The 13,849-nt window shown below is 71.9% G+C and carries 15 protein-coding genes; 10 read left to right on the top strand and 5 right to left on the bottom strand.

Annotated features, from left to right (window positions below; genetic code table 11):
• Positions 1 to 39 precede the first annotated feature (39 nt).
• Both FHU33_RS01165 and FHU33_RS01160 read left to right on the top strand, forming a co-directional pair.
• Positions 40 to 1,197 (top strand): MFS transporter, encoded by a 1,158-nt coding sequence (locus FHU33_RS01165; RefSeq protein WP_142023695.1) that lies wholly within the window; start codon positions 40 to 42, stop codon positions 1,195 to 1,197.
• A 91-nt stretch (positions 1,198 to 1,288) separates the two neighbouring features.
• The gene (locus tag FHU33_RS01160; RefSeq protein WP_211354958.1) at positions 1,289 to 2,005 is read left to right on the top strand and encodes a FadR/GntR family transcriptional regulator; all 717 of its coding nucleotides are present in this window, start codon (positions 1,289 to 1,291) and stop codon (positions 2,003 to 2,005) included.
• Positions 2,006 to 2,043: 38 nt separating this feature from the next.
• On the opposite strand, the gene phtC is transcribed toward FHU33_RS01160, so the two are convergent.
• Positions 2,044 to 2,805: a 3,4-dihydroxyphthalate decarboxylase gene (gene phtC / locus FHU33_RS01155; RefSeq protein ID WP_211354957.1), complete on the bottom strand. Its 762-nt coding sequence runs from the start codon at positions 2,803 to 2,805 to the stop codon at positions 2,044 to 2,046.
• Between the two features lie 2 nt (positions 2,806 to 2,807).
• Complete coding sequence (locus FHU33_RS01150; RefSeq protein ID WP_142023694.1) at positions 2,808 to 3,695, bottom strand: NAD(P)-dependent oxidoreductase; 888 nt, start codon at positions 3,693 to 3,695, stop codon at positions 2,808 to 2,810.
• 305 nt (positions 3,696 to 4,000) lie between these two features.
• On the opposite strand from FHU33_RS01150, the gene FHU33_RS01145 reads away from it, so the two are divergent.
• The 7 genes from FHU33_RS01145 to FHU33_RS01115 all read left to right on the top strand — a co-directional run bounded on the left by FHU33_RS01145 (position 4,001) and on the right by FHU33_RS01115 (position 10,401).
• Positions 4,001 to 5,509: a tripartite tricarboxylate transporter permease gene (locus FHU33_RS01145; RefSeq protein ID WP_211354956.1), complete on the top strand. Its 1,509-nt coding sequence runs from the start codon at positions 4,001 to 4,003 to the stop codon at positions 5,507 to 5,509.
• On the top strand, positions 5,506 to 6,069 hold the full coding sequence (locus tag FHU33_RS01140) for a tripartite tricarboxylate transporter TctB family protein (protein WP_142023693.1): 564 nt from the start codon (positions 5,506 to 5,508) through the stop codon (positions 6,067 to 6,069). Before FHU33_RS01145 ends, FHU33_RS01140 begins: the two co-directional genes overlap by 4 nt.
• Positions 6,070 to 6,205: 136 nt before the next feature.
• Complete coding sequence (locus FHU33_RS01135; protein WP_170182278.1) at positions 6,206 to 7,243, top strand: tripartite tricarboxylate transporter substrate-binding protein; 1,038 nt, start codon at positions 6,206 to 6,208, stop codon at positions 7,241 to 7,243.
• 114 nt (positions 7,244 to 7,357) lie between these two features.
• Positions 7,358 to 8,080 (top strand): isochorismatase family protein, encoded by a 723-nt coding sequence (locus tag FHU33_RS01130; protein WP_142023691.1) that lies wholly within the window; start codon positions 7,358 to 7,360, stop codon positions 8,078 to 8,080.
• A 47-nt stretch (positions 8,081 to 8,127) separates the two neighbouring features.
• Positions 8,128 to 8,538, top strand: coding sequence for a universal stress protein (locus FHU33_RS01125; RefSeq protein WP_142023690.1), 411 nt, complete (start codon positions 8,128 to 8,130; stop codon positions 8,536 to 8,538).
• Between the two features lie 195 nt (positions 8,539 to 8,733).
• Positions 8,734 to 10,062, top strand: a complete 1,329-nt coding sequence (locus FHU33_RS01120) for an MFS transporter (protein WP_142023689.1) — start codon at positions 8,734 to 8,736, stop codon at positions 10,060 to 10,062.
• Positions 10,063 to 10,161: 99 nt separating this feature from the next.
• Positions 10,162 to 10,401 carry a hypothetical protein gene (locus FHU33_RS01115; RefSeq protein WP_246063194.1) on the top strand — a complete coding sequence of 80 codons (240 nt, stop codon included), beginning with the start codon at positions 10,162 to 10,164 and terminating at the stop codon, positions 10,399 to 10,401.
• A 27-nt stretch (positions 10,402 to 10,428) separates the two neighbouring features.
• On the opposite strand, the gene FHU33_RS01110 is transcribed toward FHU33_RS01115, so the two are convergent.
• The 3 genes from FHU33_RS01110 to FHU33_RS01105 form a co-directional block, all read right to left on the bottom strand.
• Positions 10,429 to 10,629 (bottom strand): hypothetical protein, encoded by a 201-nt coding sequence (locus FHU33_RS01110; protein WP_142023688.1) that lies wholly within the window; start codon positions 10,627 to 10,629, stop codon positions 10,429 to 10,431.
• A gap of 49 nt (positions 10,630 to 10,678) precedes the next feature.
• Complete coding sequence (locus tag FHU33_RS24710) at positions 10,679 to 10,837, bottom strand: hypothetical protein (RefSeq protein WP_170182277.1); 159 nt, start codon at positions 10,835 to 10,837, stop codon at positions 10,679 to 10,681.
• Positions 10,838 to 11,105: 268 nt separating this feature from the next.
• Positions 11,106 to 12,539 carry a bifunctional 3-(3-hydroxy-phenyl)propionate/3-hydroxycinnamic acid hydroxylase gene (locus FHU33_RS01105; RefSeq protein WP_142023687.1) on the bottom strand — a complete coding sequence of 478 codons (1,434 nt, stop codon included), beginning with the start codon at positions 12,537 to 12,539 and terminating at the stop codon, positions 11,106 to 11,108.
• Positions 12,540 to 12,708: 169 nt separating this feature from the next.
• On the opposite strand from FHU33_RS01105, the gene FHU33_RS01100 reads away from it, so the two are divergent.
• Positions 12,709 to 13,839: an NDMA-dependent alcohol dehydrogenase gene (locus FHU33_RS01100; protein ID WP_142023686.1), complete on the top strand. Its 1,131-nt coding sequence runs from the start codon at positions 12,709 to 12,711 to the stop codon at positions 13,837 to 13,839.
• Positions 13,840 to 13,849 lie beyond the last annotated feature (10 nt).

The following is a 13,849-nucleotide window of genomic DNA, read 5'->3' as shown; positions in this document are numbered from 1 at the left end:
GCGATCGACATCCAGCCCCAGCGAGGAAGGAACCGCCGCATGGCGCCAACGTCGCGGGAGGGCGCGGGCGGCTCCCGCCGGGACGCGACAGCCAGTCTTGTCGGGGCGGTGATCTTCGCCGTGGGCCAGGGCATCGCCAGCGTGGCCGTGCCGCTCCTGGCGCTGCGGGTCGGGTACTCGACCGCCGAGGTGGGTGTCATCGTCGCGATGTCCGCCGTGTCCCAGATGGGCGCCCGGCTCTTCATGGGCGCGATGATGCGGCGCCTGCCGGACAAGGTGTTCGTCATCATCTCCGCCGCGTCGCTGGCACTGTCCTGCGGCGTCCTCGTCATCTCGACCACGTGGCTGATCTTCACGGTCTCCCAGTTGCTCCAGGGGCTGGCCCGGGCCTTCTTCTGGACCGGCACACAGACTCACGCCGTGCGGACGTCGGAGTCCGCCGTGGGAGCGCTCGCACGGGTCAACCTGGTATCCGGGCTGGGACAGATCGCCGGCCCGCTGATGGCCGGCCTGCTGATCGCCCACTCCCCCCAGCTCGCCCTCGGCGTGGCCGGGGCCATCAGCGCACTCGGCGTGGTGAGCGCCCTGCTGCTCATCCGGCTGCCACCCTTTGCGCCACGCAGCAAGGACCGCGGCCGGGTGCGGATCTGGCGGCGCCCGGGCGTCGACGTCGGGTGCTGGGCAGGCGCCAGCGCGGGTGCCTGGCGCGGGCTCCTGGGGTCCTACGTCCCCGTCGCCCTCGAGCACGCGCGGCAGAGTTCCACGACGATCGGCGCGCTCGTCGCCGTCGCCAACGGCGCCCAGGTTGCCGGGAGCGCGATCGCCGGCCGCTTGCGCGGCGCCGGTCTACGCCGGTCACTGGTGCTCGGCATCCTCGCCAGCGGCATCGGCATCGCCGTGGTCGGGCCGCTCGCCGAGATGGCGGCGCTGACCGCGCTCGCGCTGTTCGTCTCGGGGATCGGGGCGGGCGCGGTCCAGACGGTCGGCCCCGCCGTGGCGACCGATGCCGTCGACGCCGAGGAGCGCGGCGAGGCCATCGCCTCCACGGGCACCTTCCGCGCCGCCGCTCTCCTGGTCGCGCCGTTCGCCGTCGCCGGCATGGTCACCGTCATCCCCCTCACCGCCGCCGTCGTCACCGCCGGGATCCTGATCACGGCACCGGCGGTGGGCCTCGGCCGACTGCGCCCGGCAGGCTGAGTCCCTGTCCGCCACGAGTCCGGACCCGCTACGGGCACGTCCGGGTGGGCGCCGTGCAGTAATCTCCGCATCCGATGAGAGGAGGCCGGCGGTGAGCGACGGCCTGGCCCCGTCCAACGCCGACCTGTTCCGGCCCGTGGCCGTCGGGCGCATCTCGCAGGCGATCGTCGAACAGGTGCGGGCACTCATCCGCACCGGCGAGCTCGGCATCGGCGCCCGACTGCCGTCGGAGCGGGAACTCGGCGAGCGCTTCGGGGTCAGCCGGGTGACCGTGCGCGAAGCCCTGCGGGTGCTCGAGGCCAGCGGCCTCATCGAGATCCGCGTCGGCTCGCGGGGCGGCGCGTTCGTCACCGCTCCCACTACCAGGCGGGTCGGCGAGGGCATCACCGACCTGCTCAGCCTGTCAGCGCTGTCGGCGGCCGAGGTGACCGAGGCCCGCGAGGTGTTCGAGCTGGGCATCGTCCCCCTGGTGTGCGAACGCGCCACCGAGGGAGAGCTGGACGAGCTGGTGCAGCTGTGCGATGAGGCGGAGCGAGCCCGCGACGCGGGAACCTACACGGTGACGATGTCGTTCGACTTCCACCTGCAGGTCGCGGCAGCGGCGCACAACCCGGCGCTGGTCATGCTGATGCGGTCATTGCGGGAACCCGTGCTGATGTCCTTGCGAGAGGCACAGCACGAAGGACGCCAGGGCGTTGCCGAGCACCGAACCTTCGTCGAGGCCGTGCGCACGCGCGACCCCGACCGGGCGCAGCGGATCATGGCCGACCATCTCCAGCGGACCGCCCGCCGCGTCGCGGGGCACTGAGCGGGATCCGGCCGGGGCCGGTCCCGCTCAGTTGTTGGTCACAGGTCGCCGGCCAGGCCGGCGTTCTCCAGCCGGCTGATGTTGTACGCCCAGACCTGCGCGTCGTTGAAGGCCGACCCCAAGTCGGGCATGGCGGCGATGTCCTCCGCCGACAGCTCCGGCGGGGTCGTCCCGAAGGCGCTGGCCTGCAGAGTCATGCGGGCCAGCGCGTCGAGGTTGAGTGCGCGCACGACGGCCTGCTCCACCGAGTCCCCCGTGGCGACGATGCCGTGCCCGCGGAGGATGCATGCGGGGCGATCGCCGAGGGCGCGGGCCACGTCGCGCCCCAGCTCCGGACGGTTGATGAGCACACCGCGCGGATAGGTGGGGACGCCATTCTGGGCCATGCGCATCGCCGGGATGTTGTACGCGCCGACGATGGGCCGGAGCGGCAGACCTGCCAGGTCTGCCGCGACGACGGCCGGGGGGTGCACGTGCACCACGGCCTGGACGTCGGGTCGTGCCCGGAGCACCTCCGTATGGATGGGGAGCTCATTGGGCGCCGAGAAGCGGGCGGGTAGCTCGCTCTCCCCGTCCAGGGAGACCGCGTGCACGTCCGCGGAGCCGGTGAAGAGCAGGCCCCGCTCCTGCGGACCCCGGCACCGGACGAGGAGCTCGTCGGCTGTCGTGCGGACGCTGATGTGCCCGAGGATGTCCTCGGCCAGACCGCGAAAGGCCAGCACCCGGCAGCCGAGCGCCACGAGGTCGCGGAGTTCCGCGGACGAGCCGAGGCCCGGAACGGTCCGGTCGGTGATGGTCACGGTCACTCTCCTGTTCGTGGGGGCATCGCCCGCAGTGCGTGAAGAAGGGCGGAGCTCTCCGGGTAGGGGCGTCCGCGGTAGGGGGTGCCACCGGCGGTGACGAAGAAGTCGACGGCGGCGGCCAGCAGCCTGCTGCGCACACCGGCGTCCGACGCCATGGCCTCGGCGAGCGCGAGATCCTTCTCGATCGTGCTCGCCGGCGCGTGCGTGGTGATGCCCTCGGCGTCGCCGAGGAAGTATTTGGCGGCGGTGGAGAAGCCGGAGTCCGACCCGCTTGACTCCTCGATGGCCGTGGTGACCGTCGCCGGGTCCAGCCCCAGGGCCGCACCCACGAGCAGGGCCTCCGCCGAGGCGAGGTACCAACCGTACTTCACCTGCTGGTTGAGCAGCTTCACCGCGTAGCCGGCGCCCCGCCGACCGCAGTGGACGATGACCCGGGACACGGCGGCGAGGACCTCCTCGTCCTCCCCCAGCACGCCCGCGTGACCGCCGACCAGCACTGTCATGTTCGGCGCCTTCCGGCTCACCGGGCAGTCGACGAAACGTCGGCCGGCGGTCTCGAAGGCCGCGCCGAGCACCGCGGCCAGGTCGGGCCCGCAGGTGGACATGTCCAGCATCGCCCGGCCGGCCCCGAGCCCCACGAGCACGCCGGTATCGGGATCCAGCGCCACCTTCCGGACCTGCTCCGGTCCGGGCAGGAAGGTGAGCACAACGTCACTCACCTCGGCCAGAGCGCGCGGGCTGGTCGCTGCCCCTGCACCCCGAGCCACCATGGCGGCCACCGGTTCGGGCCGGATGTCGTGGCAGCGCACGGGCCAGCCGGCATCGAGCAGGGACTCCGTCAGTGCGATGCCCATGCCCCCGAGACCGACGACTCCCACCTGCCGCACGACGTTATCCCTCCGGTAGAGCATCGCAGAAGTAATTTCTGCTGATGCGACTGTACGGTGCATCCAGCTGGCGCCACAAGCGTCTCCGCACTCGTAAGCACGTGGCGGAGGTCGGGTACGTGGTTGCCTGCACGGTGGGCTTGACAAAGAACTCGTTTCTGCTCAACCATCCCTGCGGACGTGATCCACCGCACGTCGACCGCAGAGCCGCGGACCGGACGCCATCCCGTCCGGTCCGAGGATCCGCTGCACATCCCGGCTGGCCGGTCCGGTCGCGCGGGCAACTACATCCCCCTGGAGCTTCCGTGGGCGAGGCACTCCTCGACGGCCTGGCGCAGGTTCTGCAGCTGCAGACCCTCGGCCTGATGCTGCTCGGTGTCGCGATCGGCTTCGTCGTCGGAATCCTGCCCGGCCTCGGCGGCCCGGTGACGCTGGCGTTGATGCTGCCGTTCACGTTCACCATGGAGCCGGTCGAGGCCTTCGCCTTCCTGCTCGGGATGCTGGTCGTCACCTCCACGACCGGCGACATCACCTCGGTCCTCTTCGGCATCCCCGGTGAGGCGACGTCGGCGGCCGCCACGCTCGACGGCTATCCCCTCACGCGGCGCGGTCAGGCCGGCCGCGCTCTCGGCGCGGTCCTGTTCAGCTCCGCGCTGGGATCGGTCTTCGGCGCGCTGGTCCTCGCCCTGTCCGTGCCGGTGATCAGGCCGGTCGTGCTGGCCCTCAGCGCCCCCGAGTTCTTCATGCTGACCCTCGTCGGCATGACCTTCGTGGTGGCGCTGTCGGGGAAGAACGTGGTGAAGGGGCTTCTCATGGCCGCCGCAGGGCTGCTCGTGGCCCTCATCGGGATCGACTCCCAGGAGGGCATCCCCCGCTACACGATGGACCAGCTCTACTTGTGGGACGGCATCCCGCTGGTTCCGCTGGTGGTCGGTCTGTTCGGTGGCGCCGAGGTCCTGCAGCTCATGCTCAGTCGCAGCAGCATCGCCGGGAACGGTGAGGTGCCCAGCCGCATCACCGGTATCGGCGAGGGGATCAAGGACACGCTGCGCCACTGGCCGGTCGTCCTGCGGTCGAGCGCCATCGGCTCCACGATCGGCATGATCCCGGGCCTCGGCGGCTCCGTCGCCCAATTCATCGCCTACGGACAGGCGCGCCAGTCCTCCAAGAACCCGGAGCAGTTCGGCAAGGGCGCGATCGACGGCGTGATCGCAAGCGGCGCCACCAACAACGCGAAGGACGGGGGGGCGCTCATCCCCACCGTCGCCTTCGGCATCCCCGGTGGAGCCGCCACCGCCGTGCTGCTGAGCGCCTTCCTGATCGCCGGGCTGGACCCGGGGCCGGAGATGCTCACGACGGAGCTGGACATCACGTTCTCGATGGTCTGGATCGTCGTCCTGGCCAACTTCGTCGCCGTCGCGGCAGCCTTCGCGTTCCTGCGTCCACTCACCCGGCTGACGTTCATCTCCGGCCCGCTGCTGGTGCCCTTCCTCCTGCTCCTGCTGGGCCTGGGCGCCTACAGCTCCAGCAACTCCTTCGGGGACGTCCTCGTGATGCTGATCGCCGCGGCGATCGGCGTGGCGTGCATCCGCTGGGACTGGCCGCGTGTGCCCTTCCTGCTCGCCGTCGTCCTCGGCGGCATCGCGGAGCGCTACCTGTTCGTCTCCTACTCGCTGTTCGGGTGGGACTGGCTGCTGCGCCCGACGGTCATCGGCATGGCCGTGGTCCTCCTCGGCATCTTCGTGGTTCCGGCGCTGCGTCGGCGCCGGGCCCGCTCCCAGTCCGCCCCGCTCGCCGAGGAGGTCCGTTCATGACCAGGCCCGACGGCCCCATCCGCGCCGCAGGAGTGGCCACCCCTTCCGCTGCCGACCAGCCGCGGGCGCGGCGCCGGCTACCCGTGGTCGACCTGGTCGTCAGCCTCGGCCTCGGCGCGCTATTCGCCAACGCCTTCCTGATCTCGACGGACTGGTCGGTGCGGGCGGGGCTGTTCCCCCGCATGGTCACCGGACTGGGCATGGCCCTCGCCCTCCTGCACGTGATCATGCTGGTGCTCCGGGCGCGCACCGCCGCGCCGGCGGTCGAGCAGCGGGTCGATGCCGACGACGAGGCCGAGGAGGACGTCGAGTACGTCTTCGCGCACGCCGGTGGCCGCGCCTGGGCCGGCTCGCTGGCGTGGGTCGCCGCCTTCTTCGTCGGCCTGTACGTCCTGGGGCTGTTCGTCACCGCCCCGCTGTTCGCCTTCGGCTACCTGCGGTTCTCGGTGCGCCGGTCCTGGGTGTTCAGCCTCGTCTACGCGGTCGCGGTCTTCGCCGTGCTGTACCTCGCCTTCGAGCTGGCGCTGCAGCTTCAGGTGCCACCCGGGCTCTTCTTCTGACCCCCCTCCGCCGGCTCGCGGGCCGGAGGACGGCATGCAAGCCGCACGACACCGACGGACCGGCGAACGCCCCGGCCCATCGGCCAGCAGCACCAGCACGGGCACCACGCCAGCCACCCGAGCCAAGGAGAACGTCATGACCCACAGGCCCTCGACCACCCTGCGCCGCGCCGGCGGAGCCGTCGTCCTCGTCGCCGCCCTCGCGGCGTGTGGACAGAACGGTAACGCTTCCGAGGGCGACGCCGAGGCATCGTTCTACGAGGGCGAGAACCTCGATTTCGTGGTTCCCTACGACGCTGGCGGTGGCTACGACGTGTACGCCCGCGCCATGGCGCCGTACCTGGGCGAGTGCCTCGGGGCCGAGGTCGTCGTCCGCAACGAGCCCGGCGCCGGGAGCCTGCTCGCTACCAACGCCACGGCTGCCGCGGACCCTGACGAGCGCCGCATCCAGATCGTCAACACGGTCGGCGCGACCAGTGCGCAGATCGCCGGCGCCGAGGGCGTCCTGTTCGACATGTCGGACTTCTCCGTAATCGGCCGAGTGGCGACCGCTCCGGACACGATCGCTGTGGCCTCCGGCGGGAACTTGCAGTCCTTCCAGGACATCATCGACTCCGAGGAGCCCGTGCGCTTCGCTGCCACCGGGCCCGGCAGCAACGAGTACATCGCGGCCAGCGTGCTGTCGGCCATCTACGGCTTCCCGTACGAGGTCATCACCGGCTTCGGCGGCTCGGGCGAGGCTCGGCTGTCCGTCATCGCCGGCAACACCGACGCCCACGCCAGCACCTGGGACAGCCACCTCGGTGCGATCGAGAGCGGTGAGATCACGCCGGTCCTGATCACCAGCGACGAGCCGGTCGAGCTGCTCCCCGGCACCCCGTTGGTCACCGACTTCGCCCCCGAGTCCGAGGATGGCGAGACGCTGATCGAGGACCTCGTGAACCTCGAGACCCTGGGTCGCGGCCTGGTGGCCCCCCCCGGGCTGCCCGAGAACCAGCTGACCGAGCTCCGTGAGGCCTTCGAGTGCGCCACGAGCAACGAGGAGCTGATCGCGGAGCTGGAGGGCCAGCAGCGGCCGCTGGACGTTCTCACCGGTGACGAGTACATCGAGCTGATCCAGTCGGTGCTCGACTCTTCGCCGGAGTTCATCGAGGCGGTCAAGGCCTCCTTCTGAGACCGGGTGACGGCGGTCGCCTGCGACGAGTCGCCGGCGACCGCCGTCATCTCTCCGTACCGCTCCCCGGGCCGGCTCCCACCGGCTAGCACCCCCAGCTGGAGGTCGTTGTCCATGTCGTCGGCCACCCAAGCCGTGGATCCCTTCGAGGACCACTGCTGGCGGGACGTGGTCCCCGCCGAAACCCTGGAGGTCTACAGCGCCTACCGGCGCGAGACGAGGATCGTCGGTCGGCCGGCGGTGCTGGCCGTCGACCTCTTCAGCGGCGTCTTCCCCGACGGCCCCATGACGCTGACCGAAGCCGTGGCGCGCAACCCGCGCAGCTGCGGCCCCGACGCCTGGGCCGCGCGCGCACCTATCGCCGCCCTGCTCCACTCCGCGCGCACTCGCGGCCTCCCCGTGCTCTTCAGCACGCAGGAAGCCGAGACGTCGCGTGCCACACACCGACCTCCGTCCCCGCGCGACGCGGCGGACCTCGCTCTCGACCCGTACTTCGGTCCCCGTGCCGGTGAGCTCGTGGTCGCCAAGTGCCGCGCCAGCGTCTTCTTCGAGACCGACCTCGCCGGGCACCTCGAGCGGCTGGGCGTGGGCACGCTGGTCCTCTGCGGGGAGACCACGAGCGGTTGCGTCCGGGCGACAGCGGTCGACGCCTACTCCCACGGCCTGCACGTCGTCGTGGTCGAAGAGGCAGTGTTCGACCGCAGTCCCCTCAGCCACAAGATCAGCCTCTTCGACCTGCATCACAAGTACGCCGACGTCATGACCCTCGCCCAGTTCGAGCTGGCTCTCGACGCACGACGACCGGCCGCCCCCGCGGCCGAGCCCGAACAGCCCTGAAGCCGTCGCCGACGGCGTGATCCCACGAGTTCGGAGAGCGAGTTCCCGTGTTCACCAGCATTGTCGTCGCGCTCAAGGAGAACCAGCCGCACGAGCCACTCCTGGAACTGGCGAGGAAGGCGGCCCGGAGCCCGGCCAGACTGCACCTGGTCACCCTGGTGCGGGTGGGGACCGAGGACGACGAGATCCAGCGGCTCCGGCGGACCGAGCGCAGCCTCGAGCAGCAGGCCGAGGCCCTGACCACCGAGGGCTACGAGACCTCGTGGGAGGCCAGCATCGTCGCCGTCAGCGCGGCGGTCGATCTGGTGCGGATCGCCGCGACTCGGGAATCGGACCTGATGGTGATCGGGCTGGCCAAGCGCACGCGGGTCGGCAAGGCCCTCATGGGCAGTGACGCGCAGCGGATCCTGCTCAGCGCCGAGTGCCCCGTCCTCGTGCGGCAGCTGCACGGGATGTAGGGGGCCCGGCCACGCTCGCACCTCCATCGACACACCACTGCCCGCGGAGGGCAACGAACGGTCCGGGGAATTGTGCTCCCACGCTCGAGAAGCTCGGCCGACCGGCACCAAGGGACGCGCCCGGGATGGCCTCGCCCCGCAGCACCGGCGTCCCGGTTCGGCCGCCATCGGGCGGTCGATCTAGGGCCACGTCTGGTGGTGCCGCTCTGCGCCGGCGCGATGCTCAACCCGGTCAACTCCACGGTGATCGCCACCGCGCTGTCACCGATCGGCGGCGACCTGGGGGTCGGGCCCGCCGCGACGGCGTGGCTCGTGGCGGTCATGTACCTGGCCAGCGCAATCGGCCAGCCCGTCGCCGGGCGCCTGGCCGACCAGTTCGGTCCGCGGCGGGTGTTCCTCGTCGGCGGCGTGCTCGTCGCGGTGGCCGGCGTGCTCGGGGCGCTCGCACCAGCCTTCGGGTGGCTGGTGGCCTCCAGAGCGGTGGTCGGCCTGGGCACCGGGGCTGCCTTCCCGGCGGCGATCGCGATGCTGCGTGAGCAGGCAGACCGTCTGGGCGTGCCCACCCCGCCCCGGACACTGGCGCTGCTGAGCACGGTGAGCCTGGTGACGCTCACCGTCGGGCCTCCACTGGGCGGTCTCCTCGTGGACACCATCGGCTGGCGGGCCGTCTTCGCCGTCAACGTGCCGCTCGGTCTGGCCGTCACCTCCCTGGGCTTCCTGCTGCTCCCCCGCTCGCTGCCACGGGTCCGAGAGGCACGGGCCTGGCGGCTGCTCGACCTGCCGGGAACCGCGCTCTTCGGAGGCGCCGTCTCCCTCTTCCTCCTGACCACGATGGAACTGCCTCGGCCACCTGTGCCGGTCCTGCTCGGCCTGGTGGCCAGCGTGCTGCTTCTCGTGCTGGTGGAACTGCGCGCGCGGACACCGTTCATCGATCTCCGCATGCTCGCCAGGAACACCGCGCTGGTCAGCGCGTACGTGCGGGTCTTCCTCACCTTCCTAGTCGTGTACGGGGTGCTCTTCGGGCTCACTCCCTGGCTCCAGGACATCCGGGGCCTGTCCGCCAGCACTGCGGGCCTGGTGCTCCTAGGCATGTCGGCGGTCGGAGCCGTCGCGTCCTTCGTGGGCGTCCGGGGTCGACGCCTGCTCCCGCCGTTGCTGATAGGTGCCCTGGGCCTCCTCGCCGGGAGCGTAGGGATGCTGCTCCTGCACGCCGGCTCCCCGATGGCTCTGCTGGTGCTTATCTCCGCCGTGTTCGGGCTCCCGAACGGCCTCGGGCTCGTCGCCAACCAGATGCTCGTGTACCGGGCTGCGCCCGGAGGCCAGATCGGTGCGGCGGCGGGCCTGTTCCGCACGGCGCAGTACACCGGCGCAATGACCGCCACGGGCGCGGTCGCGCTCGCCTACGCCGACGGCGTCTCGGACGCTGCGATACAGGTCCTCGGCTGGGTCTCCGTCGGAGCCGGGGCGCTACTGCTGCTACTCACGGTCGTCGACGGCAGCCTGCGCCGGTACGTCAAGGGCTGAACCACTCGTCCCCGGTCTGCGCCGCGCCTGCGCGGCGCAGGCCGCGGGGCGGCTGCCAAGATGATGGACTCGGCCGACCGGGCCCGAGGAGGTCTGACGATGGCTAACCCGTGGTTCAAGTCGGTCGCCGAGGCCCAGCGCCGGGCCAAGAAGCGGCTGCCCAAGGGCGTGTACGGCGCACTGGTCGCCGGCTCGGAGCGCGGCCTGACCCTCGAGGACAACCTCGCCGCCTTCGCCGAACTGGGGTTCGCGCCGCACACCGCCGGCCCAGCGCCGTCGCGAGGCCTGACCGCCTGCTGTCGCCGTTGTGCGCATATCCACCGCATTCGTGACGGATGAGGTGAATACGCGCACAGTGGCGCCGGCTCAGCGGCCGAGCAGGCCGCCCAGCCCGCCGCCGCCGAGCTTCTTCACCAGGTCCATTGGATCGATACCAAGCTTGGAGAGCAACCCGGCGTCCTTCTCGGTGTCGACCTGGCCGGGGAGCTCCTGGTCGGCCTGCTGAGCCTTGGCGTCGTCGCCCTGCGAACGCAGGAGCTGCAGGATCTGGTCCTTGTCGATGTTCATGGTGGGGGCACTACCCGCGTCACGCGGTCAGACTCCCGGACGCGCCCGCTCACTGCCTGAGCAGGTCGGCGCGGCGGCGCAGCCGCCTCGGGTGCACGAACCAGCCGTGCGCGAGCAGGCCGGCGTCGACGGCGACCCCGAGCCACCACCACGGGGAGGCCTGGACGGCCAGGTTGACCAGCACCCCGAGCACGAATAGCGCACTCACGATCCCGAGCACCCGGCGACGCGGTGCTCGGCCAGTGCGCTCGGCGTCAGCGCGTATGCGGCAGCACGGGTCTCGCGGTCCTCGGGCACGGGTCCCCGGAGCGACGCCCTCCTCGCGGTCCGCCGGTCCGGCGCCGATGCCGCAGGTCAGTCTCAGCAGCCAGGCCGAGCTGCCACCGCGACGCCCGCGCGGGCCATTCGTCCGCGGACGAGGACCACCGGTCGCGTGCGGCCGGGCCAGCAGAGGGGCCCGGCCGTGCACGATCGGGCTAACGGGCGGAGCGCACGACGCGGTCAGGGCGGATCCGCACCATCGAGGCACCGCCCATCCAGCGCCGGAGCGCGCCGGTCGGGTCCTCGACCTGCAGCTCCGTGCCGTCGGCCCGCCGCACGAGCAGGCCCGCGGTGATCTCCGCGTAGCCCGCACCGAGGACGTCGTCCAGCCGGCAGGGACGCCCGTCGACGAGCACCTCGGGCTGCGGGACGAGCGTCCCGGCCAGCCGCCGCCCGGCCCGGCCGCGGCGCTCGACCAGCGGGCCGTGGCGCAGCGGCGGCGTCGTGCTGTCGGTCGCCAACCGGGCCACCGCCGGGATCCGCCGGACGGCGGCCAGCACCGACCGGCGGACGGCGTCGCCGCTCCGCCCGCCGCCGGTCATGAGCGCGCCCAGCAGTTGGGCGACCCGGATGAGCGCGCGGGCGTGGGGCTCGCGCTCGGCCTGGTAGGTGTCCAGCAGCGCGTCGTCGGCGTCCCCCGACAGGACGGCGGCGAGCTTCCAGCACAGCTGGTGGACGTCGCGCAGCCCCAGGCCGAGCCCCTGGCCGACGAACGGCGGGGACAGGTGGGCGGCGTCGCCGGCCAGCAGCACCCGGCCGTCCCGCCAGCGATCGGCCACCTGCGCGCGGAACGTGTACTCGACCGACCGGGCGAACTCGACCTTCGCCGGGTCGACCGGCGCCAGCAGCGCAGCGAGCCGGTCCGGCGCGGTGGCGGCGGCGACCGTCTCCCCCGGCCCGAGCCGGCGCTCCCAGCGGTACCGGTCGCCGGTCACCGGCATGAACGTCGCCGGCTTCCGCGAGTCGCACACCTGGTGGGCGCCGGGCCAGACCGGTAGCTCCACCGGGGAGCGCACGTCGAGCACCAGCCAGCGGTCCGGCGTCCCCAGGTCGCGCATCGCGGCGCCGATCAGCTCCCGCACGGTGCTGTTGGCGCCGTCGCAGCCCAGCACCGCGCCCGCGCGGACGGACCGGTCCCGACCGCCGTTCCACGATCCGACGGTCACCGTGACGCCTTCGGGCTCCTGGCGCAGGCCGGTCACCTCCGCGCCCCGGTCCACGGCGATGCCCGCATCGGCTGCCGCGGCGGCCAGCACCGCCTCGAGGTCGGGCTGGTGGACCAGCGAGCCCTGCGGGAAACCGTGCGGCCCGGCGTCGGGGTGGCGGGCGAACTCGGCCAGCACCCGGTGTCCGCCGTCCAGGAGCCGCAGCCCGGCCATGGGACGGCTGCGGGCGAGGACGGTGTCCGCGACACCGGCGGCCTGCAGCACGCGGAACACCTCGTCGTCCAGGTGCACGGCCCGCGGCAGCGGATACGGCTCCCGGTGCTTCTCGAGGACCCGGACGTCGACCCCGCGGCGGGCGAGCAGCAGCGCCGCCGTCAGCCCCACGGGCCCGGCGCCGACCACGACCACCGGAGCTGCGGACACCCGGCCAGTGTCGCCGACCGCTGCACGACGTTGCACGACGGCCTGGGGAACGACGGTCAGGGTTGACGGGCTGCCGCCCGCGTCAGCAGAGTGTGACGCGCGGCACGGTACCGACGGGTACCGAGCCGCTCTGCCTTGCCAACGGCGCGAATCGACGGAAGGGATCTCTGTGAAGACCAAGGGCGCGATCTTGTGGGGTGTCGACGAGGAATGGTCGGTCGAGGAGATCGAACTCGGGGATCCGCGGGCGGGTGAGGTCACCGTCGAGCTCGCCGCCTCGGGCCTCTGCCACTCCGACGAGCACCTGGTCACCGGCGGCACCCCGGTCGCGTCCTACCCGGTCATCGGCGGGCACGAGGGCGCCGGCGTCGTCACCAAGGTGGGTCCCGGCGTGACCGGCCTCGAGGAGGGCGACCACGTCGTCACCGCCTTCATCCCCGCCTGTGGGCAGTGCCCGCCGTGCTCGCGCGGCCAGCAGAACCTGTGCGACCTCGGCGCGAACCTGCTCGCCGGCACGTCGATCTCCGACGGCAGCTACCGCGTGAAGGCTCGGGGCAAGGACGTCATCCCGATGTGCCTGCTCGGCACGTTCTCGCCGTACATGACGGTGCACCAGGCGTCGGTCGTGAAGATCGAACCGGACATCCCCCTCGACATCGCGGCCCTCGTGGGTTGCGGCGTCACCACCGGCTGGGGCTCGGCGACCAAGGTGGCCGACGTCCGGCCGGGCGAGAACGTCGTGGTCATGGGCGCCGGAGGCGTCGGCATGAACGCCGTCCAGGGCGCGGCCGCGGCCGGGGCCAAGCGGGTCATGGTCATCGACCCCGTCGCCAAGAAGCGCGAGTGGGCGATGGACATGGGCGCCACCCACACCTTCGCGAACATGGAGGAGGCGGTGCCGGCGATCAACGAGCTCACCTGGGGCCGGATGGCGGAGAAGACGATCATCACCGTCGGCGACATCCAGGGCGAGGACATCGCCGCCGCGCTCAGCGTCACCGGCAAGGGTGGCCGCGCGGTCGTCACCGGCATGGGCAACTACGCCAACGTCGACGTGAAGCTCAGCCTCTTCGAGCTCACCCTGCTGCAGAAGGACCTGCAGGGGGCCATCTTCGGCGGCCTGGCCCCGCGCAACGCCATCCCGGAGCTGCTCTCGCTCTACCAGGAGGGGCAGCTCAAGCTCGACGAGCTGGTGACGACGAGGTACTCCCTGGAAGAGGTCAACAAGGGCTACCAGGACATGCGCGACGGCGAGAACATCCGCGGCATGATCGTCTACACCGACGCCGACCGGCGATAACACCGCGGCC

It is taken from the genome of Blastococcus colisei, from assembly GCF_006717095.1.
GTDB classification, from domain to species: Bacteria; Actinomycetota; Actinomycetes; order Mycobacteriales; family Geodermatophilaceae; genus Blastococcus_B; species Blastococcus_B colisei.
Note: the sequence above shows the minus strand (reverse complement) of the source record. Positions and strands in the feature narration are given on the sequence as shown.